Annotated in this window: 22 protein-coding genes; 10 read left to right on the top strand and 12 right to left on the bottom strand. The window is 60.0% G+C overall.

The genetic code is table 11. The features are described 5' to 3' along the window. From GHO41_RS18955 to GHO41_RS18940, 4 genes are all read right to left on the bottom strand, one after another. Window positions 1–388, bottom strand: a 388-nt coding sequence (locus GHO41_RS18955; RefSeq protein ID WP_153434337.1) for a TRAM domain-containing protein, incomplete at its 3' end; no start/stop codon positions are given. Next, window positions 388–1,290 carry a cysteine synthase CysM gene (gene cysM / locus GHO41_RS18950; protein ID WP_048369724.1) on the bottom strand — a complete coding sequence of 301 codons (903 nt, stop codon included), beginning with the start codon at window positions 1,288–1,290 and terminating at the stop codon, window positions 388–390. The genes cysM and GHO41_RS18955, both read right to left, overlap by 1 nt. A 255-nt stretch (window positions 1,291–1,545) precedes the next feature. Beyond that, window positions 1,546–2,913: a sensor histidine kinase gene (locus GHO41_RS18945; RefSeq protein WP_153434336.1), complete on the bottom strand. Its 1,368-nt coding sequence runs from the start codon at window positions 2,911–2,913 to the stop codon at window positions 1,546–1,548. Further along, window positions 2,903–3,619, bottom strand: a complete 717-nt coding sequence (locus tag GHO41_RS18940; protein WP_048369720.1) for a response regulator transcription factor — start codon at window positions 3,617–3,619, stop codon at window positions 2,903–2,905. The genes GHO41_RS18945 and GHO41_RS18940 overlap by 11 nt, the downstream gene beginning before the upstream one ends. Before the next feature lie 210 nt (window positions 3,620–3,829). On the opposite strand from GHO41_RS18940, the gene GHO41_RS18935 reads away from it, so the two are divergent. From GHO41_RS18935 to GHO41_RS18920, 4 genes are read left to right on the top strand one after another with little or no spacing between them, the layout of a single operon-like run. Beyond that, the gene (locus GHO41_RS18935) at window positions 3,830–6,595 is read left to right on the top strand and encodes a response regulator (RefSeq protein ID WP_323370391.1); all 2,766 of its coding nucleotides are present in this window, start codon (window positions 3,830–3,832) and stop codon (window positions 6,593–6,595) included. A gap of 39 nt (window positions 6,596–6,634) precedes the next feature. After that, the gene (locus tag GHO41_RS18930; protein ID WP_153434335.1) at window positions 6,635–7,624 is read left to right on the top strand and encodes a 2-hydroxyacid dehydrogenase; all 990 of its coding nucleotides are present in this window, start codon (window positions 6,635–6,637) and stop codon (window positions 7,622–7,624) included. Between the two features lie 27 nt (window positions 7,625–7,651). Further along, complete coding sequence (locus tag GHO41_RS18925) at window positions 7,652–8,089, top strand: hypothetical protein (RefSeq protein WP_048369716.1); 438 nt, start codon at window positions 7,652–7,654, stop codon at window positions 8,087–8,089. Further along, window positions 8,086–8,490 carry an META domain-containing protein gene (locus GHO41_RS18920; RefSeq protein ID WP_123751859.1) on the top strand — a complete coding sequence of 135 codons (405 nt, stop codon included), beginning with the start codon at window positions 8,086–8,088 and terminating at the stop codon, window positions 8,488–8,490. The genes GHO41_RS18925 and GHO41_RS18920 overlap by 4 nt, the downstream gene beginning before the upstream one ends. A 425-nt stretch (window positions 8,491–8,915) precedes the next feature. On the opposite strand, the gene GHO41_RS18915 is transcribed toward GHO41_RS18920, so the two are convergent. Then, entirely contained in the window at window positions 8,916–9,377 is a 462-nt protein-coding gene (locus GHO41_RS18915; protein ID WP_048369713.1) for a TlpA disulfide reductase family protein, read from the bottom strand. A gap of 124 nt (window positions 9,378–9,501) precedes the next feature. On the opposite strand from GHO41_RS18915, the gene arsC reads away from it, so the two are divergent. The 4 genes from arsC (at window position 9,502) to GHO41_RS18895 (ending at window position 11,728) form a co-directional block, all read left to right on the top strand. Beyond that, window positions 9,502–9,855, top strand: coding sequence for an arsenate reductase (glutaredoxin) (arsC, locus tag GHO41_RS18910; protein WP_153434334.1), 354 nt, complete (start codon window positions 9,502–9,504; stop codon window positions 9,853–9,855). Further along, complete coding sequence (gene wrbA, locus GHO41_RS18905; RefSeq protein ID WP_048386760.1) at window positions 9,852–10,457, top strand: NAD(P)H:quinone oxidoreductase; 606 nt, start codon at window positions 9,852–9,854, stop codon at window positions 10,455–10,457. The genes arsC and wrbA overlap by 4 nt, the downstream gene beginning before the upstream one ends. Then, entirely contained in the window at window positions 10,450–10,857 is a 408-nt protein-coding gene (locus GHO41_RS18900) for a DUF2069 domain-containing protein (protein ID WP_048369707.1), read from the top strand. The genes wrbA and GHO41_RS18900 overlap by 8 nt, the downstream gene beginning before the upstream one ends. Before the next feature lie 244 nt (window positions 10,858–11,101). After that, on the top strand, window positions 11,102–11,728 hold the full coding sequence (locus GHO41_RS18895) for a transcriptional regulator (protein WP_048369882.1): 627 nt from the start codon (window positions 11,102–11,104) through the stop codon (window positions 11,726–11,728). Here GHO41_RS18895 and GHO41_RS18890 read toward each other — a convergent pair. The 4 genes from GHO41_RS18890 to ttcA all read right to left on the bottom strand — a co-directional run bounded on the left by GHO41_RS18890 (window position 11,681) and on the right by ttcA (window position 14,733). After that, window positions 11,681–12,088, bottom strand: coding sequence for a RidA family protein (locus GHO41_RS18890; protein ID WP_048369706.1), 408 nt, complete (start codon window positions 12,086–12,088; stop codon window positions 11,681–11,683). The genes GHO41_RS18895 and GHO41_RS18890 overlap by 48 nt on opposite strands. 30 nt (window positions 12,089–12,118) lie before the next feature. Then, on the bottom strand, window positions 12,119–13,084 hold the full coding sequence (locus GHO41_RS18885) for a threo-3-hydroxy-L-aspartate ammonia-lyase (RefSeq protein ID WP_153434333.1): 966 nt from the start codon (window positions 13,082–13,084) through the stop codon (window positions 12,119–12,121). Window positions 13,085–13,181: 97 nt separating this feature from the next. Next, window positions 13,182–13,853, bottom strand: a complete 672-nt coding sequence (locus GHO41_RS18880; protein ID WP_048369703.1) for a DNA-3-methyladenine glycosylase I — start codon at window positions 13,851–13,853, stop codon at window positions 13,182–13,184. A 55-nt stretch (window positions 13,854–13,908) separates the two neighbouring features. Further along, window positions 13,909–14,733, bottom strand: a complete 825-nt coding sequence (ttcA, locus tag GHO41_RS18875) for a tRNA 2-thiocytidine(32) synthetase TtcA (RefSeq protein ID WP_048369700.1) — start codon at window positions 14,731–14,733, stop codon at window positions 13,909–13,911. Between the two features lie 265 nt (window positions 14,734–14,998). Here ttcA and GHO41_RS18870 point away from each other — a divergent pair, with 265 nt between their 5' ends. Then, window positions 14,999–15,601: a Yip1 family protein gene (locus GHO41_RS18870; RefSeq protein ID WP_048369698.1), complete on the top strand. Its 603-nt coding sequence runs from the start codon at window positions 14,999–15,001 to the stop codon at window positions 15,599–15,601. 152 nt (window positions 15,602–15,753) lie between these two features. Further along, window positions 15,754–16,248 (top strand): SprT family zinc-dependent metalloprotease, encoded by a 495-nt coding sequence (locus GHO41_RS18865; RefSeq protein WP_048369696.1) that lies wholly within the window; start codon window positions 15,754–15,756, stop codon window positions 16,246–16,248. Window positions 16,249–16,296: 48 nt separating this feature from the next. Here GHO41_RS18865 and GHO41_RS18860 read toward each other — a convergent pair whose 3' ends face one another. From GHO41_RS18860 to GHO41_RS18850, 3 genes are all read right to left on the bottom strand, one after another. Further along, a complete protein-coding gene (locus tag GHO41_RS18860) occupies window positions 16,297–17,634 on the bottom strand; it encodes a dicarboxylate/amino acid:cation symporter (protein WP_048386849.1) in 1,338 nt (445 codons plus the stop codon). A 423-nt stretch (window positions 17,635–18,057) separates the two neighbouring features. Next, window positions 18,058–19,404 (bottom strand): ATP-binding protein, encoded by a 1,347-nt coding sequence (locus GHO41_RS18855; RefSeq protein WP_048369695.1) that lies wholly within the window; start codon window positions 19,402–19,404, stop codon window positions 18,058–18,060. After that, window positions 19,401–20,078: a response regulator gene (locus tag GHO41_RS18850; RefSeq protein ID WP_048369693.1), complete on the bottom strand. Its 678-nt coding sequence runs from the start codon at window positions 20,076–20,078 to the stop codon at window positions 19,401–19,403. The genes GHO41_RS18855 and GHO41_RS18850 overlap by 4 nt, the downstream gene beginning before the upstream one ends. Window positions 20,079–20,080 lie beyond the last annotated feature (2 nt).

Here is a 20,080-nt window from a genome sequence, read left to right as displayed (position 1 = left end):
GCTCAACACCGGCCACACGGGTCAGTTGCTCGGCGAGCATGCGCTGTTTCAGTGCAAGCTGCTCGTCATGGGGCAGATGTTGCACGCTGCACCCACCGCACTTGCCGGCCAGCTTGCACGGCGCCTCGCGACGGCTGGCGCTGGCAGTGAAGACCCGCTCAGTGCGCGCCTCGACCACTTTACCGTGTGCCCCCAGCACCCGGGCTTCGACTTCTTCACCGGCCAAAGCCCCCGAGACAAACCAGGTGCGCCCTTCGATAAAGGCAATACCACGGCCGTCGTTGGCCAGGCGCTCGATACTCAAACGCTGTTTTTTACCCGTAGGCACTTGCGGGGCCTTGGTGCCGCCAGCGGGCTGGAAGCGCAGGCCTCTCTCTTGCTTAGCCATCAGTTGGGCGCATCGTAAAGGCCAGTCGACAGGTAACGGTCGCCACGGTCGCAAATGATGCCGACAATCACGGCGTTTTCGACTTCTTGCGACAGGCGCAGCATGGCGGCTACCGCACCACCTGAGGACACGCCGCAGAAGATGCCTTCTTCGCGGGCCAGACGACGCATCACGTCTTCGGCTTCGCGTTGGGCCATGTCGACAATCCGGTCAACCCGTTCGGCTTGATAGATTTTGGGCAGGTATTCGGTCGGCCAGCGACGAATGCCCGGAATGGCCGCGCCTTCCATCGGCTGCAAACCGACGATCTGCACGTTGGGGTTCTGCTCTTTGAGGTAGCGCGAAACACCCATGATGGTGCCCGTGGTGCCCATCGAGCTGACGAAATGGGTGATCGTGCCCTGGGTCTGACGCCAGATCTCCGGGCCCGTGCTGGTGTAGTGCGCCTCTGGGTTGTCACCGTTGGCGAACTGGTCGAGGACCTTGCCACGGCCTTCGGCCTGCAGCTTGTCGGCGAGGTCGCGAGCCCCTTCCATGCCCTCTTCCTGGCTGACCAGAATCAGCTCGGCGCCGTACGCGGTCATTCCGGCCTTGCGCTCGGCACTGGAGTTGTCCGGCATGATCAGGATCATCTTGTAGCCCTTGATCGCGGCGGCCATGGCCAGGGCAATCCCGGTATTGCCCGAGGTGGCCTCGATCAAGGTATCGCCGGGCTGGATCTGCCCACGCGTTTCGGCGCGGGTGATCATCGACAGCGCAGGACGGTCCTTGACCGAGCCCGCCGGGTTATTCCCTTCGAGCTTGAGCAATAAAGTATTGGTGGTGTTGCCAGCCAGGCGCTGCAAGCGCACCAGCGGCGTGTTACCGATGCAATCGGCGATAGTTGGGTACTGCAAGGTCATGGCGTATTCGCAATCCAGACTGCGGGGTCGCACATCATACCGACAAACACCGACAGCCCATATCACGCAAAGTGTGAAGCTTATGGCTAAAGGCTATAAGCCGAAGGAATACCATTTGTAGGAGCGAGCTTGCTCGCGATCTTTCGACGCAGCCTTCGTGCCTCGTCAGCGACTACAGGGGTACGCGATACAACTGTAGGAGCGAGCTTGCCTCGCGATCTTTTGATCGTGAAAAGATCGCGAGCAAGCTCGCTTCTACAGGTGGGGCGGGTCGGTGATGGGCAGGCGCAGGTGCACGCGCAGCCCGTGTTCGGTGTTTTGCGCCCATAAACTGCCGCCCTGCAGGCGCAAGGCGTTGCGTGCGATGCTCAGGCCCAGGCCAAAGCCGCCGTCACCGGGGCGTGAACCGTCGAGGCGGGTAAACGGGGCAAAAATCCGTTCCAGGGCTTCTGGCGCCACACCGCCACCTTGGTCGTCGAGCCACAGGTGCCATTCATCGCCTTCGCGCTGGCCATTCAGGCTAACGGTGCCTTCTGCCGGGGAATGCCGAATGGCGTTGCGCAGGATGTTTTCCAGCGCTTGGGCCAGGCTGTTGAGGTGGCCCTTGACCCAGCAGTTGGCGTCGAGGTTGCACGGCAGACGCGCCTGGGGCCAGCCGCTTTCAAAGCGTGCGTTTTCGGTGAGCATTTCCCACAACGCCTGGATCTGGATGTCTTCTACCGGCAGCGGCCCGCGCTCGGCATCCAGCCAGGCCAGTTGCAAGGTGTCTTCAACCAGCCGCTGCATGCCGTCCACTTCGCGGCTCAAACGCTCGCGCAGGGCTTCTACCCCCTGTTCGCTGTCGCAGGCCACGCGCAATCGGCTCAACGGTGTACGAAGTTCGTGGGACAAATCGCGCAGCAACTGTTGCTGCTGGTTGACCGTGGTCTGCAAGCGCTCGGACATTTGGTCAAACGCGCGGCCCAATTCGCCCAGTTCGTCCTGACGGCTGGTGGTCTGGCTCGACAGTCGCACGCCCAACTGATCGGCACGCCAGGCATTGGCCTGCTCACGTAACTGGTTCAGCGGCACGATCAATAGCCGGTACAGGCCCACGCACAGCAGCAGGGTGAACACTCCGGGGATCACACCATTAATCAGAAATCGCCAGACCAGTTGCGAAAGCCCCGGCATGTAGCGCTGCGGCAGTTCAATCACCAGATAACCGGCAGACGGGTCTTTGGGGAACGGTACTTTGATCCACGGGCGCACGCGGTTGATATGGCTGATGGGCCAATCCAGCCCGCGCAAAAAGGTCATGCGCTGTGCTTCCTGGTCTCTCAACGGGTAACTGCTCAGCGACTGCAAATCCTGGCCGACCACGCCGACCCAGCCCCGCTCGGTTTTGCCGAAGGCTTGCAGCCATTGATCGACGCCGGTTTGCTGGCCGCGGTTCCAGGCCTGTTCGGCTTCACCGGCATAACGAATCAGCGTGCTCTTGGCCTCATCGGTTAAATAGCCGGTGCGTTTGTCCATGTAGCGGCCCCAGGACCAACTGAGCCAGATCATCAACAAACAGAAAGCCACCAGCAAACATGCCAGTTTCCAGAATAAGGAGTGTTTTCCGGGCAACTTAGAGCGCATCGCTGGCGCTCAACACGTAGCCTTTGCCCCACACCGTGCGCACTTCCCGCTCGTGATAGCCGATGGCCTTGAGCTTGCGACGGATTTGGCTGATGTGCATGTCCAGGCTGCGGTCATGGGCTGAATAGCCACGCTGCAACACCTGCTGATAGAGGAACGGTTTGCTCAACACTTCGTCAGCGTTGCGTTGCAGGGTGTCGAGCAAGCGGTATTCACTGCGGGTCAGCCCGGCCCACAGCTGGCCGTAACGGGCGTCGGCCGCGTCTTCATCGAGCACCAGCGCGCTTTCGGCCAATACCGGCGCTTGCGGCGGCATGCGGTCCAGCGCCACCCGGCGCAAGATGGCCTGAATCCGTACACGCAATTCGGCCATGCTGAACGGCTTGGGCAGGTAGTCATCGGCGCCCAGCTGAAACCCGCTAATGCGGTCGGCCTCCGCCCCCAGCGCCGACATCAATATCACCGGCAGGGCATGGGTCTGGCGCAACTGCGTGAGCACCTGCAGGCCGTTCATGCCCGGCAACAAGATGTCCATCAGCACCACATCAAAGTGTTCATCTCTGGCGCGGCTCAAGCCCTCCTGGCCGTTTTGGCACCACACCACCTCAAACCCGCAGCGCACCAATTGCTCATGCAAGTAGGTGCCCAGAACGGGGTCGTCTTCGATGGCCAAAAGGCGCGAGGGCTGAACGGCTACGGGATTCATTAACGTCTGCTAGTCATTCTCAATCGCTGATTATTCAAGATTGAGCCTGCACGAGCAACCGGCATGGCCGTTGCATTGCCGTTATGTGGGCGCTGTTCGCACTGGAGGTAAATTTACAAAGATTTGCCACGTATCAAATGGCTACACTGCGAGCTGATCTATAACGAACGTCATAAGGATGCATTGATCAATGCCGGGCTGGAGAGTGGTGTGCTGAAAAACCTCGGGATAAAAGGCCGCGTATTGCTGCTGACCTTGCTGCCCGTCACCTTGATGGCGGTCGTGCTGGGGAGCTACTTCACGTGGCTGCAGCAATCGGAACTGGAATCGCAGTTGCTGCAACGCGGTGAAATGATCGCCGAGCAACTCGCACCGCTGGTAGCGCCCGCCATGGGTCGCCACGACACGGCCCTGCTACAACGTATCGCCAGCGAGTCCCTTGACCAGCAAGACGTGCGCGCCGTGGCGTTTTTGAGCGCCAATCACGAGCCGCTGGCCCACGCCGGGCCGACCATGCTCAATCAGGCGCCGATGGGCAACAGCTCGCAATTGCTGCAACGCACCGACAGCGATGCCACGCGCTATTTGCTCCCGGTATTCGGCCGCCATCGCAATCTGGCGGGCGACGTCATCCCCAATGAAGCCCACCGTTTGCTGGGCTGGGTCGAACTGGAACTGTCGCACCACAACATGCTGTTGCGCGGCTACCGCAGCCTGTTCGCCAGCCTGCTGTTGATCGCCACCGGTCTGGTGCTGACCACCCTGCTGGCCTTGCGCATGAGCCGCACGATCAATTCACCGCTGGACCAAATCAAGCAAGCCGTGTCCCAACTCAAGGACGGCCAGTTGCAGACCCGCCTGCCAGAACTGGGCAGCCAGGAGCTGAATGAGCTGGCCTCGGGCATCAATCGCATGGCCGAAACCTTGCAGAACGCGCAGGAAGAGCTGCAACACAGCGTCGACCAAGCCACCGAAGACGTACGCCAAAACCTCGAAACCATCGAAATCCAGAACCTGGAACTCGATCTGGCGCGCAAGGAAGCCCTTGAAGCCAGCCGCATCAAGTCAGAATTTTTGGCCAACATGAGCCACGAAATCCGTACGCCGCTCAATGGCATCCTGGGCTTCACCCACCTGCTGCAAAAAAGCGAACTCACCCCTCGCCAGTTCGATTACCTGCACACCATCGAAAAGTCGGCCGACAACCTGCTCGGCATCATTAACGAGATTCTCGACTTCTCGAAAATCGAAGCCGGCAAGCTGGTGCTCGACAGCACCCCGTTCAACCTGCGCGATTTGCTCCAGGACACCCTGACCATGCTCGCCCCCTCGGCCCACGAGAAAGGCCTGGAGCTGGTCAGCCTGGTGTACCGCGACACGCCGCTGTCGTTGGTGGGTGACCCGCTACGGCTCAAGCAGATCCTCACCAATCTGGTCAACAACGCGATCAAGTTCACCCGCGAAGGCACGATTGCCGTGCGGGCCATGCTTGAAGATGACGACGACAACAAAACCAGCGGCGGCGTGCAACTGCGCATCAGCGTGCAAGACACCGGCATTGGCCTGACCAATCAGGATGTGCGGGCGCTGTTCCAGGCCTTCAGTCAGGCAGACAATTCACTGTCGCGACAAACCGGCGGGACCGGTTTGGGCCTGGTGATTTCCAAGCGTCTGGTGGAGCAAATGGGCGGCGAAATTGGCGTCGAAAGCCAGCCGGGTGAAGGCTCGGTGTTCTGGATCAGCGTCAACCTGCCCAAAGCCCATGATGATATTGAAGACCTGCCCGTTGCGCCGTTGCTCGGCCATCGCGTGGCCTTGCTGGAAAAACACGACCTGGCCCGTCAGGCCATGCTCCACCAGCTTGAAGATTGCGGCTTGAGCGTGACCCCGTATCTGACCCTGGATAACCTCACCAACGGCGTGACCACTGCCCACCAAACCGAAAACCCGATTGAGCTGGCCGTGCTGGGTGTGACGGCCCATGACATCCCGCCCGAGCGCCTCAACCAGCACATCTGGGACCTTGAGCACATGGGCTGCAAGGTCATGGTGTTGTGCCCGACCACGGAGCTGGCGCTGTTCAATACCGCCGTGCCCAACCCCCACAACCAGCTCCAGGCCAAGCCGACCTGCACGCGCAAATTGCGTCGCTCGCTCATCGAACTCATCAACCCGCAGCAAACCCGTCACGAGCCCGGCGAGATACTGGCCAGCCGGGCGCCGCGAATTTTGTGCGTGGATGACAACCCCGCCAACCTGCTGCTGGTACAAACCCTGCTCGAAGACATGGGCGCCAAGGTCACGGCCGTTGACAGCGGTTACGCCGCCGTCGATGCGTTCAAGGCCGAAGACTTCGATCTGGTCCTGATGGACGTGCAAATGCCCGGCATGGATGGCCGCGAAACCACCGAAGTGCTGCGCCAGTGGGAGCAACAACGCCAATCGACGCCGGTGCCGATTGTCGCGCTGACCGCCCATGCGATGGCCAACGAGAAGCGCGCCCTGTTGCAAAGCGGCATGGACGATTACCTGACCAAACCCATCAGCGAACGCCAACTGGCGCAAGTGGTGCTGAAGTGGACCGGCCTGGCCTTGCGCAATCAAGGCAGCGACGGCCCCCAGGAGCCCGTACGCCAAGCCAACAAACTGGCCGTGCTCGATGCCGAAGAAGGCTTGCGCCTGGCGGCGGGCAAGGCCGACCTGGCCGCCGACATGCTGTCGATGTTGCTGGCATCGTTGGAAACCGACCGCCTGGCCATCCTCCAGGCCCGCGAAGACAACGACGCCGTGGCCTTGATCGAGCGCGTACACCGCTTGCACGGCGCGACCCGTTACTGCGGCGTGCCGCAATTGCGCGGCGCCTGTCAGCGCAGCGAAACCCTGCTCAAGCAAGAAAGCCCGGCCGCCGACGCTGCCCTCGAAGAACTCGACCAGGCAATTTTGCGTCTGGCGCAAGAAGCGCGCAGCTCGGCGTAACCCCTGTTTGCGGTATCACCCATTGCCAAGGAAGCACTGATGCGCACGATTCTTTTCAGCAGCCAGACCTACGATCAGGACAGTTTTACCGCCGCCACACAGCCCGGTGACCTTGAGCTGCACTTTCAACCGGCACGCCTGAGCTTCGACACCGCCGCGCTGGCCCATGGCTATGAAGTGGTCTGCCCGTTTATCAATGACGACTTGAGCGCCCCGGTGCTTGAGCAACTGGCAGCTGGAGGCACGCGCCTGATCGCCCTGCGCTCCGCCGGTTACAACCATGTTGACCTGGCGGCGGCCAAACGCCTGGGGCTGAGTGTGGTGCGGGTGCCAGCGTACTCACCACACGCTGTGGCGGAACACGCCGTGGCGTTGATTCTGGCGCTTAACCGTCGCCTGCACCGCGCCTACAACCGCACCCGCGAAGGCGACTTCACCCTGCACGGCCTGACCGGTTTTGATCTGGTGGGCAAAACCATCGGCATAGTGGGTACCGGGCAGATCGGCGCCACCTTCGGCAAAATCATGGCCGGTTTTGGCTGCAAGCTGCAGTGCTTTGACCCCTACCCCAATGCCGAACTGGTGGCACTGGGCGCCGAATACGTGAGCCTCGCGCAGTTGCTCGCCAGTTCGCACATCATCAGCCTGCATTGCCCGCTGACTGCCGATAACAAGCACCTGATCAACCGCGAGTCACTGGCCACCCTGCAACATGGCGCCATGCTGATCAACACCGGGCGCGGTGCGCTGGTTGATACGCCAGCCCTGATCGAAGCGCTGAAAAGCGGCCAATTGGGCTATTTGGGCCTGGACGTGTACGAAGAAGAAGCCCAGTTGTTCTTCGAAGACCGCTCCGACCTGCCCTTGCAAGACGACGTGCTGGCGCGCCTGCTGACCTTCCCGAATGTGATCATCACCGCGCACCAGGCCTTTCTGACCCGCGAGGCCCTGAGCGCGATTGCCAGTACCACGCTGGACAATATCGCCGCGTGGCGTGAAGGCGCCCCACAAAACCTGGTCGAAGGTTGATAGCATAGCGGCCTATTTGGAGGACCCATGGTCGAACACGATTTCCGCTACAACCTGCTTAGCCCGCAGCACACCTTGATTGAATGCCGCGCATTGATGCCGGGTCGTTATCAAGTCACCGGCAACGGCGGCTCCATTCAGCACGGCGACGTGCTGATCGTGACCCTTAAAGGCAGCAAGGACTTGTCCATGCGCCTGAACGTCGAAAAAGTGCGTCACCTGATCAACCCGCGCGGTCAGTGGGTGGCCGTGGCCAACGGCCCGGTATTCGGTGAGCTGGCGATTCATGAATGGCAAGTCAACTGTGACGGCTGCGCCAAAGAACTGAAATTCGAGTTCGCGGTCGATGCCAAACTGGGCACCAAGGCCCAGAAGCCTGCGGCCAGCGCACGGATTGCCGAGTTGGGCTGGAGCACTGAAGGCAGCAAGCACCTGTGCCCGCAATGCCAAAAGGCTGCGCTATGAAACGTGGGTTCCTGCTGGCCATGCTGGGCGCCAGCCTGGTGGGCTGCGCAGGGCACTCCGCGCAATTGCAGCGCAACCATGCTTACGTGGTGGAATGGATTGGTGAGCGTCCGTTGATGGACTACAGCCACCTGACCGTAACCTTCGACGAAGGTGGCCGCGCCTATGGCAATGGCGGTTGTAACCACTGGTTTGCGCCGTACACCCTGGACGGTGACAAGCTGACCTTTGGCCCGGTCGGCAGCACCCGCAAAGCCTGCGCCCCGGCGTTGATGGAGCAAGAGCAACGGTTCTTCAAGGCCTTGCAGACTGTCGAGCGCTGGGACATCTCGCCGATTGAGCAAGTACGTTTCTGGCCGGCTGAAGGCCTGCCGTTGCGGCTGTGGCCTGAAGATAGCTGACCCGTAGGCTGCGATCTTTTAACCTTCAACATCAAAAGATCGCAGCCTGCGGCAGCTCCTACAGCTGTATCGCGTCCCCCTGTAGTCGCTGACGAGGCACGAAGGCTGCGTCGAAAGATCGCGCGCATATCCCTCGTAGCAGTTGACGAGCTTTGCGAGGCTACGTTCGGGCGCGCAGCACCCGCAACCGCCAAGATCAAAAGATCGCGAGGCAAGCTCGCTCCTACAGTTTGATCGCGTGCGCTTGTAGTCGCTGACGAGGCACGAAGGCTGCGTCGAAAGATCGCGCGCATATCCCCCGTAGCAGTTGACGAGCTTTGCGAGGCTACGTCCGGGCGCGTAGCACCCGCAAAACCCTCTCAACCGCCAAGATCAAAAGATCGCGAGGCAAGCTCGCTCCTACAGTTTTATTGCGTACGCATGGCCTAGCCCTTCAATTCCTTGAGCTTGGCCAGGATCCCCGCCGCGGTTTGTTCGCCCAGCAACTGGGCACGGACTTTGCCCTTGTCATCAATGATGTAGGTGACCGGCAAGGCTTCACTGCGCGGCAGGTCAAAGGTGTCGGCCGGGTCTTGGGCCAATACGGTAAAGGTGATGCCCAGCGCGGTGCTGGCATCGTTCAGTTCTTTGCCCTGCAAGCCGTCAAAGTTAACCCCGAACAAGCCCACCGACTGCCCCTGCAACTGGCCTTCCAGCGCATTCAGCTCAGGGATTTCAACGCGGCACGGCCCGCACCATTCGGCCCAGTAGTTGATCACTTTCCATTGCTTGTCCAGACGTTCGGACGCGACCTTCTCTCCATGTTGATCGACCCCGTAATCATTCCCGCACCCGGCGAGCAATAACGTAGCGGCGACGGCAGTGGCCGCCAACAGTCGCTTGAACATGTGCTGTTCCTTCTCATTTAAGCCAACAAAAGACATTAACAGGCGACCAATGACCGCACACGGTTCAGACACGCCTGTGAGGCGGGTAGAATACCCGCCACCTTACGCAAGAAGCGACCCGCTCATGACTGATCTGACGCTTTATCACAATCCGCGCTGCTCTAAATCACGCGCTGCGCTCGAGATTCTCGAAGCCCGTGGCCTGGCACCGACCGTGGTGCGCTACCTTGATACCCCGCTGGAGGCCGCGCAACTGCGCAGCCTGCTGGGCAAACTGGGCCTCAGCGCACGCCAATTGCTGCGCTCTGGCGAAGACGAGTACAAAGCCTTGAACCTGGCCGACGCCAGCCTCAGCGACGAGCAACTGATCGCGGCAATGGCGGCCCACTCCAAGCTCATCGAACGGCCGATTCTGGTCGCCGGTGACAAAGCTGTCATTGGCCGACCACCAGAAAAGGTTCTGGAGATCCTGCCATGAGCGCGCCTTATATCCTGGTGCTGTTTTACAGCCGCCACGGCGCCACCGCTGAAATGGCCCGGCACATTGCTCGCGGCATTGAGCAAGGCGGCATTGAAGCGCGCCTGCGCACCGTACCGGCGATCTCCACCGAGTGCGAAGCCGTGGCCCCGAGCATTCCTGAGGACGGCGCGCTGTACGCCAGCCTCGATGACCTGAAGAACTGCTCAGGCCTGGCTCTGGGCAGCCCGACCCGCTTCGGCAACATGGCCGCGCCACTCAAGTACTTTCTGGACGGCACCAGCAACCTGTGGCTGACCGGCGCACTGGTGGGTAAACCCGCAGGCGTGTTCACCTCCACCGCCAGCCTGCACGGCGGCCAGGAAACCACCCTGCTGTCGATGATCATGCCGTTGCTGCACCACGGCATGCTGATCACCGGTCTGCCTTACAGCGAGTCGGCGCTGCTCAACACCACCGGTGGCGGCACGCCGTACGGCCCGAGCCATCACGCCGGGGCTGACGGCAAACGCAAGCTCGATGAGCACGAAATAGCCCTGTGCCGGGCGCTGGGGCTGCGCTTGGCGGCTACCGCCCAGAAGCTGGAGAGCCCGCGTGGCTAAAAAGCCCAAGGTGTTGCCGCCGATCGAGTGGCTCACGCCCCGCGTGCGGTTGATGCGCGGCGTGAGCCTGGCGTGCTTTTTCGGCCTGATCGGCTTGTTGTGCGTGTATTACCTGGTGTTCGCCAACCTGCACGGCGCACGGCCCTGGGTGATCTTGCTGATTGAACTGGTGCCGCTGCTGATCCTCGTGCCCGGCATGCTCAAGGGCAGCCCGCGCGGGCACTCGTTCACCTGCTACGTGGTGAACTTGTACCTGCTCAAGGGCGCGCTGGCGGCATTCGATCCGAACCGGCAACTGTTCGGCCTGCTGGAAATCGCCGCCAGCGTGGCGGTGTTCGTCAGTGCGCTGCTGTTTGTGCGCTGGCGCTACCAACTGGATCGCCGCCTGGCGGGTGAGTAAGCGTAAACGGCGGGGCCATTGGCGGGCCTCGCCGCGTTCATCCAGCGCCTCAGAGCGACTGGGCGTTCGACACCGCGCCGATTTTGATGCTTATCCCGCCGCGTAAAAACAGGTCGCGCAAAGTCCAGGCGCTGGCGTCGTTCCTGAATGAGTCATTCAAATCCAAAGGCCCGGAGAAAAGCCGCGCCTAGGCTGTTATCGTCCCCCTCATTGAAACCGTTTATTGACGCTGGAAATCTTCAACATGAAGCGCACTACCCCCGAGCAACTGGCGCTCATCAGTCAGATGGAGCACATCGCAGAAGGCTTGAGCCAAACGTTCAGCCCCTTTTGCGAGGTGGTTTTGCATGATTTGCGCGACCCCGAGCACGCCATTCTGGCCATTCACAACAACCTGTCCGGCAGGGCCGTCGGGGACCCGGCGACTGAGCTGGGGCTGGCGCGCATTGCCGACCCAGCCTACCCGCAGGTGATTGCCAACTACCCCAATCAGTTCAAAGACGGTCGCCAGGTCAAGAGCACCTCGATCGGCATCAAGGATTCTTCGGGGCATTACGTGGCCGCGCTGTGCATGAACATCGACCTGACCCTGTTCAAAGGGCTGCAAGGCATGCTCGAGCAGTTCGGCGCCTTTCACGGCGAGCGCCCGCACGAAACCCTTGAGCCCAGCGGCGCAGAGACCATCCGGGCACGGATTGATCAGTTTGCTGCACGCCTGGCCACCACGCCCCGCACCCTCAAGGCGGCTGACCGCAGAGTGCTGCTACAAGAGCTGAAAGACGCGGGCCTGCTGGACATCAGAAAAGCCATGGAGACCGTGGCGTCACACCTCGGCGTGTCCCGCGCTACCGTGTACAGCGACACGCGCTAACGCCTCAATTTCAACCAAGTAACCATGATGCAACTCGGGCACCGGCACCACGGCACGTGCCGGGCGATGGCTGCCCAACAGCTCGGCGTAAACCTGATCAAAGGCCGGCCAGTGCTGCACACCAGCAACGTAAACCGTCACTTTGAGCAAATCACTCGGCTCGCCGCCCGCCGCCTTGAGAATGGCCAGCAGGTTATTCAGCGCAATCTGTGCCTGCTCAGCAAACGACGCGTCGAGGTTGTGAGCGCCAGAGGGGCTAACCGGCAGTTGCCCCGAGATATACAGCGTGCCTTGGTGGCTTATGGCTTGCGAATAATGGCCAGCCGGGGGCGACGCCGCATCAGTGCTTATGATGTTCATGGATCACCTGCGTGAGAGAGCGTTGGGGGTTCAGGACTGCAGAAGTGTGCCGAGTTTCTCGATGTCGATATTGCCGCCCGTAATCATCACGCCGACACGCTGGCCCTGAAGCTCAGCCTTGTATTTTCTGACGGCCGCCAGCCCCAGGCAGCCGGTGGGTTCGACCACCATCTTCATGCGCTCAGCAAAGAACTTCATGGCCCAGACCAGCTCTTCATCGGTCACCGTGACGATCCGGTTAACACCGTTGAGGATAATCGGGAACGTGTACTGCCCCAGGTGCTGGGTTTGCGCACCATCGGCGAGGGTGTCGGGGGTATCAATGTGAACAATCACCCCTGAATTGAACGACTGCTGGCCGTCATTACCGGCCTGCGGCTCAACCCCGATGGGGGTGCAATCGGGTGACAGCGCGCGGGTCGACAGCGTGGTGCCCGAGAGCATGCCGCCACCGCCCAGGCCGACAAACAGCGCGTCCAGCGGGCCGACACTGTCGAACAGTTCCTTGGCCGCCGTGCCCTGCCCGGCCAATACGTCCGGGTGATCGTAGGACGGGATCAACGTCATGCCGCGCTCAGCGGCCAGCGCCTTGCCGATCGCTTCGCGGTCCTGGGTGTAACGGTCGTAGAAAATCACCTCGGCACCGTAGCCCTTGGTTGCCGCCACCTTGGCGACGGGGGCATCCGTGGGCATGACAATGATCGCCGGGATCTTCAGCAACGACGCTGCCAGCGCGATGCCTTGAGCGTGATTGCCCGAAGAGAACGCAACCACGCCGCCCTGGCGCTGAGCGTCAGTGAATTGAGCTAGCGAGTTGTACGCGCCCCTGAACTTGAAAGAGCCGGTGCGCTGGTAGTTTTCGCATTTGAAAAACACCTGCGCGCCGATGTCGTTATCAAGCGTGCGCGAGGTTAGAACCGGCGTCACGTTGGCGACCCCTTCGAGCCGCTTCGACGCGTCGATGACCGCTTGATAGGTGGGCAGAGTGATTGGCATGGCAACAGGTCCTCGACGAGTGAGCAGACCCAGACATATTATCCATAATCAGACAAACCGTAAACAACCTGACAAACCGTCTATCACTACCCCATGGTCAGTGATTCACGGTAAACGCCAGCATCTGCGACAACTGGCACATCGGCCGACCGCTTTCAGCATGCCACTGGTTGAAAGCATCTTGCACAATCGCCAGGTCGCGCAGACTGGTCGGTACTTTGTCTACCAGCTTTTGTGCGTTGAGCGCCGCCACAACGTCATAGCTCGGCACAAAGGTGTCTTTGCCGACCATGCGCAAGAAGCGTGGCGCCGACAGGCCGCCCAGTTGGTTACCGTGCTTGGCCAGGTACTTCCACAAGCCGACAATGTCGGTCACCGGCCAATCGGCGATAAACGCGCCGAAACTGCCGTGTTCGTGGGCAATGTCGAGGATCAACTGAGCATTGCGCGGCACGCTCTTGAGCTTGCCCAAGTGGCGAATGATCCGCGCGTCCTGCATCAACCGCTCCAGGTGCTCAGCGCCCATCAGCACGACTTTTTCCGGGTCAAAGCCGAAGAACACTTCTTCAAACACCGGCCATTTGGCGTCCACCACGCTGTGTTTGAGACCGGCACGAAACACCCGCAGTGCCAGGGTCGACAGGTAACGGTCGTCCGGGATCTTGCGCAGTTGCGCAGGCGTGCGAGGAACGGGCAACTCGGCTTCCAGCGCGGCGGACGAACCAAAACGGTTCAAACAATATTCGTGCAGCCATTTGTAGTCGCGCATGCCCTCTCCTCTGGGTCAGTGGGGTGTCACATGGGGTTCAGAGCCGTTTGCGGGCTTAGAGGTTCAACAGATTAACGAAACGCGGGGTCGCGGTTTCGTCGATCTTCAGGCTGGCAAAATCAAACAGGTTGCGGTCTGCCAGTTGCGACGGGTTCACGTGTTGCAGGCTGCGGAAAATGCTTTCGGTGCGGCCCGGGTTCTTGCGTTCCCACTCTTGCAGCATGTCTTTGACCACCTGGCGTTGCAGGTTTTCCTGCGAGCCGCAGAGGTTGCACGGAATAATCGGGAACTGCTGCAAATCCGAGTACGCCTGAATGTCCTTCTCGTTGCAGTACGCCAGCGGGCGAATCACCACGTTACGCCCGTCGTCGGAGCGCAACTTGGGCGGCATCGCCTTGAGCGTGCCGTTGAAGAACATGTTGAGGAAGAACGTCTCGACGATGTCATCACGGTGATGACCCAAGGCCATTTTGGTCGCGCCGATTTCGTCGGCGAAGGTGTACAAGGTGCCCCGGCGCAGGCGCGAGCACAGCGAACAGGTGGTCTTGCCTTCCGGGACCAGCTCTTTGACCACCGAGTAGGTGTCTTTTTCGACGATGTGGTACTCAACGCCCAGCGACTTGAGGTACGCCGGCAGCACCTCTTCCGGGAAGCCCGGCTGTTTCTGGTCCATGTTCACGGCCACGATCGAGAACTGGATCGGCGCGACCTTTTGCAGGTGAAGCAGCACATCCAGCAGCGTGTAACTGTCTTTACCGCCCGACAGGCACACCATCACCTTGTCGCCGTCTTCAATCATGTTGAAGTCAGCCACCGCCTCACCGGTCAATCGGCGCAGGCGTTTCTGGAGTTTAAGTTGAGAGACCGAGAGAGTGCCCATAGCGCTTCAATTCCGCGAGTTAAGACCAAAAGCCGGGCATTTTACTTAAAAAAACCGCGCACACGAACCCCCGCCCCCACTTAGACCACATCGCGATAAGCCTGGACCTAACAAAGTGATTAGCGCTAAAGGACTAGGGCGGTCCAGTACAAGGGTTTCTATACTCAATTCAGGCCCTGCACCTGCACACCAGAGGCGTGTGTGCCCGTGCGCGGCCGCGGGAAACCCTAACAAGGACGATGCGTTTGAAACAGGAGTGAGCGCCATGATCCATCACGTTCTAGGTCTCTTTACCCACCCTGATCAAGAGTGGCGCGAGATCCGTGTCGACGCCGAAAAAAGCGTCAGCCGCATCTACCTCACCCACACCTTGATCCTGGCGGCGATCCCGGTGGTTTGCGCGTTTATCGGCACCACTCAGGTGGGCTGGAAGATCGGCGGTAATCCGCCGGTCATGCTCACCCTCGACAGCGCGCTGTGGATGAGCGCCTTGTCTTACCTGGCCATGTTGGTGGGTGTTGGCGTCATGGCGAGTTTTATCCACTGGATGGCCCGCACCTACGATGCGGTGCCGAGCATGGCCCGCTGTGTGGCGTTTGCCACCTATACGGCCACGCCCTTGTTCATAGCCGGGCTAGCAGCGCTGTACCCACAGATGTGGCTGGCGCTGCTGGTGGGCACGGCGGCCATTTGCTACACGGTGTTCCTCTTGTTCGTGGGCGTACCGACCGTGATGAACATCGACCCGGATGAAGGCTTTTTGTTTTCAAGCTCGATCCTGGCCGTGGGCTTGGTAGTGTTGGTGGCGATTATCGCGTTCAGCGTGATCGTTTGGGGGCTGGGGATTGGGCCGACGTACATCTCCTGAGCCAGCTTTAAAGGTGCTCGCGATTTTTTGAAGATCAAAAGATCGCGAGGCAAGCTCGCTCCTACAGTGAGGGGGGCAGACCATTCAGCGCCAAGCGCTTCGGAACCTTTTCCGCTTGCGGCATAATCGCCGCCTCTGGAGACCCGAACCGCATGCCCGAGTTACTCAACACCCGCGTCGAAGACTGTTTCAAACAGGCCGAAGTGTTTTTTAAGCGGCCTTTCAAGCGCCCTGTAGTCAGCTTCAAGCTGCGCGGCCAAAAGGCCGGAGTTGCCCACCTGCACGAGAACCTGCTGCGCTTCAATCCGCAGTTGTACCGCGAAAACAGCGAAGACTTTCTCAAGCAAACCGTGCCCCACGAAGTGGCGCACCTGATAGCCCACCAATTGTTTGGCGACCGTATCGCGCCCCATGGCGAGGAATGGCAGTTGATCATGCGCGGGGTTTACGAGTTGCCGCCTAACCGCTGCCACACCTACGCGATCAAGCGACGCACCGCAACGCGCTACATTTACCGCTGCCCATGCCCCGACAGCGATTTCCCCTTCAGCGCCCAGCGTCATAACCTGGTCAAGCAAGGCCGGCGCTATCTGTGCCGCCGTTGCCGCCAGACGCTGGTGTTCAGTGGCGAGGCCCGGGTCGAATAACGCCCATAAAAAAACCCATCCGAAGATGGGTTTTTTAGACGCTAAGCGTTACTTCATGACTTGCGACGGCATCTGGCCTTCAGCAACCAGTTGGTCGTCTTCTGGCAGGGTGTTGTCCAGCGGGCTGCCGCCCGACGCCAGCTCGCGCTGCATCACGTCGACGTCCAGCTCTTTAACCCACTTGGCCACAACCAGAGTCGCTACGGCGTTACCGATCAGGTTGGTCAGGGCGCGGGCTTCGGACATGAAGCGGTCGATACCCAGAATCAGCGCCAGGCCAGCCACCGGCAAGTGGCCTACAGCCGACAAGGTCGCCGCCAGTACGATAAAGCCGCTACCGGTGACACCCGCCGCCCCTTTGGACGACAGCAACAGCACCAGCAACAGGGTGATCTGGTGGGTGATGTCCATGTGGGTGTCAGTGGCCTGAGCAATAAACACGGCCGCCATGGTCAGGTAGATCGAGGTACCGTCGAGGTTGAACGAGTAACCGGTCGGGATCACCAGACCCACTACCGACTTCTTCGCACCCAGACGCTCCATTTTCACCAGCATGCGTGGCAGTGCCGATTCCGACGAAGACGTACCCAGTACGATCAGCAGTTCTTCACGGATGTAGCGGATCAGCTTGACGACGCTGAAGCCGTGAGCGCGGGCGATGCTGCCCAGCACCAGCAGTACGAACAGTACGCAGGTCACGTAGAAGCAGATCATCAGTTGACCCAGCTGAACCAGCGAGCCCACACCGTAAGCACCGATGGTGAACGCCATGGCGCCCAATGCACCCAGCGGCGCCAGCTTCATGATCATGTTGATGATGTTGAACATGACATGAGCGAAGCGGTCGATGAAGTCCAGTACCGGCTTACCGTAGGCACCCAGGCGGTGCAGGGCAAAACCGAACAGTACCGAGAACATCAGCACTTGCAGGATGTCGCCGTTGGCAAACGCACCGACGATGGTCGACGGGATCACGTTGAGGATGAAGCCAACGATGCTTTGATCGGCGCCTGCTGTCACGTAAGCCGCGACTTTAGAGGCGTCCAGCGTGGACACGTCGATGTGCATGCCAACACCTGGCTGCACCACGTTAACCACCACCAGACCAATGATCAGGGCCAGGGTCGAGACAATTTCGAAGTACAGCAACGCATAACCACCGGTCTTGCCAACCGACTTCATGCTCTGCATGCCGGCGATACCGCTCACCACCGTACAGAAAATAATGGGTGCGATAACCATCTTGATCAGTTTGATAAAGCCATCGCCCAACGGTTTGAGCGCTACACCGGTTTCAGGGTAGTAATGGCCCAGCAAGATACCGATAGCAATCGCTGCGATTACTTGCACATACAGAGATTTGTACAGTGGCTGACGAGTCGTCATTGCAAAGTTCCTCAAGTGCATCACACCGTCGTCATTCCATCCGGGACGGCTGATACCTAAAGCGCGAACCCTCCTGTACTTGGAGGGATTTGTTGTTTCAAGCTGCTCTATCGGCAACTCTCGCAACACTCTTTGCAAGCCACGGGCCACTTTGCACAAAACCGGTGCAATGGCCCATAGCACCGGCACTTGTAGGAAAATGGCGATGTGCTTTGTAGGACAATGCTTGGCGGATTTCCGCCCTTTGGCGGGTTTTCGGCAGGCGAAATGGCGGATACCCGCCTGACGAATTCGAAGCCCATCTCTGTAGCTACAGTGTGGGAGCGGGCTTGCTCGCGATGCAGTCAACCCGGTATGCCTGTTACACGTTGTCGATCCAATCGCGAGCAAGCCCGCTCCCACACAGGTCAAGTGCGCTTAAATTCACACTGTCGAGAAGCGAATCCGGAACGCAGCGCCACCCAGCGGTGAGTCGTCCAGGGTCAGTTGGGCGTCGTAGCTTTCGATGATGTCTTTAACCACCGCCAACCCGATGCCCTGCCCCGGATGCTGACGGTCCAGCCGTTCGCCACGCTGCAAGATACGCGCGCGCTGGTCGGGAGGCACGCCCGGCCCGTCGTCCTCTACGCACACTTCAATGCCCAGGGCATTTCGATGCAGGCTGACACGCACTTGGCGCAGGCATAGCCGGTAGGCGTTCTCCAGCAAGTTGCCAAGCAACTCCAGCAAGGCGTTCTGTTCGATCGGCACATGGCTGAGCGGGGCAATGTCGTAGCTGACCTTGACCTGCTTGTCGCGATAGACCTTGTCCAGCGTGTTGCACAGGCTTTCAACCACCGGCAGCAGTTCAACCTGATGGCGCACCAGACCACTTTTACGCAAGCTGGCCCGCTGCAATTGATAGCTGATCTGCTGGTTCATGCGTTCAATCTGGGTTTGCAGCACTTTGGCCTGTTCACGCTCGGTGGGGCGTTGCGCCATGCTTTCACTCACGCCCTGCAACACCGCCAGCGGCGTTTTCAGGCTGTGGGCCAGGTCATCCAGAGAATCACGGTAGCGCGAGCGCTGCTCACGTTCGCTTTGCAGCAAACGGTTCAGCGAGCCAGTTAAACGCAGCAATTCGCGAGGGTGCTGCTCGCTCAAGCTCTCGCGTTCGCCGGTTTCGATTTCATCCAGTTCCTGACTTAAGCGCCGCAATGCCTGTAACCCCCACGTCAGACCGATCCACAGCAACGCCAGCAGGACAAATAGCGCCGCACCAAACCCCAGATAAAGGTTTTCGCGCAGTCCGGCGAGTGTCAGGTTGTATTCACGCATAGGTTGCAACGCCACAAAACTGAACGCCGCCGTTCGTCCCCCCAGCGATTTCACCTCAACGTCGTAGACAAAGAATTCTTCGCCGCTGTCTTCCCGGATGCTTGCAAACTCATTACCGCGCCCGTCGTAACGGGGCTTGTAATTGATGTTTTCTTCTTGCGTGGCCCGCGAACGCCACACCAGGCGACCGTCGCGGTCGTAGATGTAGCCCAGCAAGCGGCTGTCCGGCAGGTTGAGTTCCTCATCCGGCAGCAAGGTCGGCATTTTGAGGTGGTTTTTTTCAACCTTCGCCGCCGAAATCAACGTCGTGACATCAGAGGCCAGGCGCTGCTCGATGGCATCTTTAAGGGCAAGGCTAAACGCGCCTTGCATGGCCGGCAGCAGTGCGAGCATAAAAAGGACGGCCAACAAGGTGGCCGCCAGCATCAACCGAACGCGAAGTGAACGAATCAACGACAGCGCTCAGTAAACAGGTACCCCAAGCCGCGTACCGTATCGATTGGCTTAAAGCCGCTTTCCCCCTCAAGCTTGCGACGCAGGCGCCCGACCAGCACCTCGATCACATTCGGATCACGTTCCTCGTCATCCGGGTACAGCTGTTCCATCAGTCGGTCCTTGGCCACCACTTGCTGATGATGGCGCATCAGGTATTCCAGAATCCGGTATTCGTAGGCGGTCAGTGGCAGAGGCTTATCGTCCAGCACCGCTTGTTTGCGATTGATGTCGAGCACCAGCCCACCCGCGACGATGGTCGACTGGGTGAAACCGCTGGAGCGGCGCAACAACGCATTGAGACGGGCTTCCAGCTCTTCGAACTGGAACGGCTTGACCACGTAATCGTCGGCACCGGCCGCCAGCCCTTCGACTTTGTCTTGCCAGTTACCCCGCGCGGTGAGGATCAGGATCGGGAAGGTCTTGCCCCGCGCCCGCAACTGACGAATCAATTCCAGCCCGCCCATGCCCGGCAAACCCAAATCAATCATCGCCAGATCGTGATTGAACTGCTCGGTCTGGTACAACGCCTCATCGGCATTGGCCACCGCCTCGACCACATGGCCACTTTCAGTCAGACGGGTTTGCAAGTGATGGCGCAACAGCGCCTCATCTTCAACCACCAGCAATTTCATCG

It is taken from the genome of Pseudomonas sp. FSL R10-0399, assembly GCF_009600165.1.
GTDB lineage: Bacteria > Pseudomonadota > Gammaproteobacteria > Pseudomonadales > Pseudomonadaceae > Aquipseudomonas > Aquipseudomonas helleri.
Note: the sequence above shows the minus strand (reverse complement) of the source record. Positions and strands in the feature narration are given on the sequence as shown.

What these genes read in the sequence shown, in the direction of transcription:
- cysM (WP_048369724.1), bottom strand. Translation starts at nt 1,290, where the DNA reads ATGACCTTGCAGTACCCAACTATCGCCGATTGCATCGGTAACACGCCG.
- GHO41_RS18945 (WP_153434336.1), bottom strand. Translation starts at nt 2,913, where the DNA reads ATGCGCTCTAAGTTGCCCGGAAAACACTCCTTATTCTGGAAACTGGCA.
- GHO41_RS18940 (WP_048369720.1), bottom strand. Translation starts at nt 3,619, where the DNA reads ATGAATCCCGTAGCCGTTCAGCCCTCGCGCCTTTTGGCCATCGAAGAC.
- GHO41_RS18930 (WP_153434335.1), top strand. Translation starts at nt 6,635, where the DNA reads ATGCGCACGATTCTTTTCAGCAGCCAGACCTACGATCAGGACAGTTTT.
- GHO41_RS18925 (WP_048369716.1), top strand. Translation starts at nt 7,652, where the DNA reads ATGGTCGAACACGATTTCCGCTACAACCTGCTTAGCCCGCAGCACACC.
- GHO41_RS18920 (WP_123751859.1), top strand. Translation starts at nt 8,086, where the DNA reads ATGAAACGTGGGTTCCTGCTGGCCATGCTGGGCGCCAGCCTGGTGGGC.
- GHO41_RS18915 (WP_048369713.1), bottom strand. Translation starts at nt 9,377, where the DNA reads ATGTTCAAGCGACTGTTGGCGGCCACTGCCGTCGCCGCTACGTTATTG.
- arsC (WP_153434334.1), top strand. Translation starts at nt 9,502, where the DNA reads ATGACTGATCTGACGCTTTATCACAATCCGCGCTGCTCTAAATCACGC.
- wrbA (WP_048386760.1), top strand. Translation starts at nt 9,852, where the DNA reads ATGAGCGCGCCTTATATCCTGGTGCTGTTTTACAGCCGCCACGGCGCC.
- GHO41_RS18895 (WP_048369882.1), top strand. Translation starts at nt 11,102, where the DNA reads ATGAAGCGCACTACCCCCGAGCAACTGGCGCTCATCAGTCAGATGGAG.
- GHO41_RS18890 (WP_048369706.1), bottom strand. Translation starts at nt 12,088, where the DNA reads ATGAACATCATAAGCACTGATGCGGCGTCGCCCCCGGCTGGCCATTAT.
- GHO41_RS18885 (WP_153434333.1), bottom strand. Translation starts at nt 13,084, where the DNA reads ATGCCAATCACTCTGCCCACCTATCAAGCGGTCATCGACGCGTCGAAG.
- GHO41_RS18880 (WP_048369703.1), bottom strand. Translation starts at nt 13,853, where the DNA reads ATGCGCGACTACAAATGGCTGCACGAATATTGTTTGAACCGTTTTGGT.
- ttcA (WP_048369700.1), bottom strand. Translation starts at nt 14,733, where the DNA reads ATGGGCACTCTCTCGGTCTCTCAACTTAAACTCCAGAAACGCCTGCGC.
- GHO41_RS18870 (WP_048369698.1), top strand. Translation starts at nt 14,999, where the DNA reads ATGATCCATCACGTTCTAGGTCTCTTTACCCACCCTGATCAAGAGTGG.
- GHO41_RS18865 (WP_048369696.1), top strand. Translation starts at nt 15,754, where the DNA reads ATGCCCGAGTTACTCAACACCCGCGTCGAAGACTGTTTCAAACAGGCC.
- GHO41_RS18860 (WP_048386849.1), bottom strand. Translation starts at nt 17,634, where the DNA reads ATGACGACTCGTCAGCCACTGTACAAATCTCTGTATGTGCAAGTAATC.
- GHO41_RS18850 (WP_048369693.1), bottom strand. Translation starts at nt 20,078, where the DNA reads ATGAAATTGCTGGTGGTTGAAGATGAGGCGCTGTTGCGCCATCACTTG.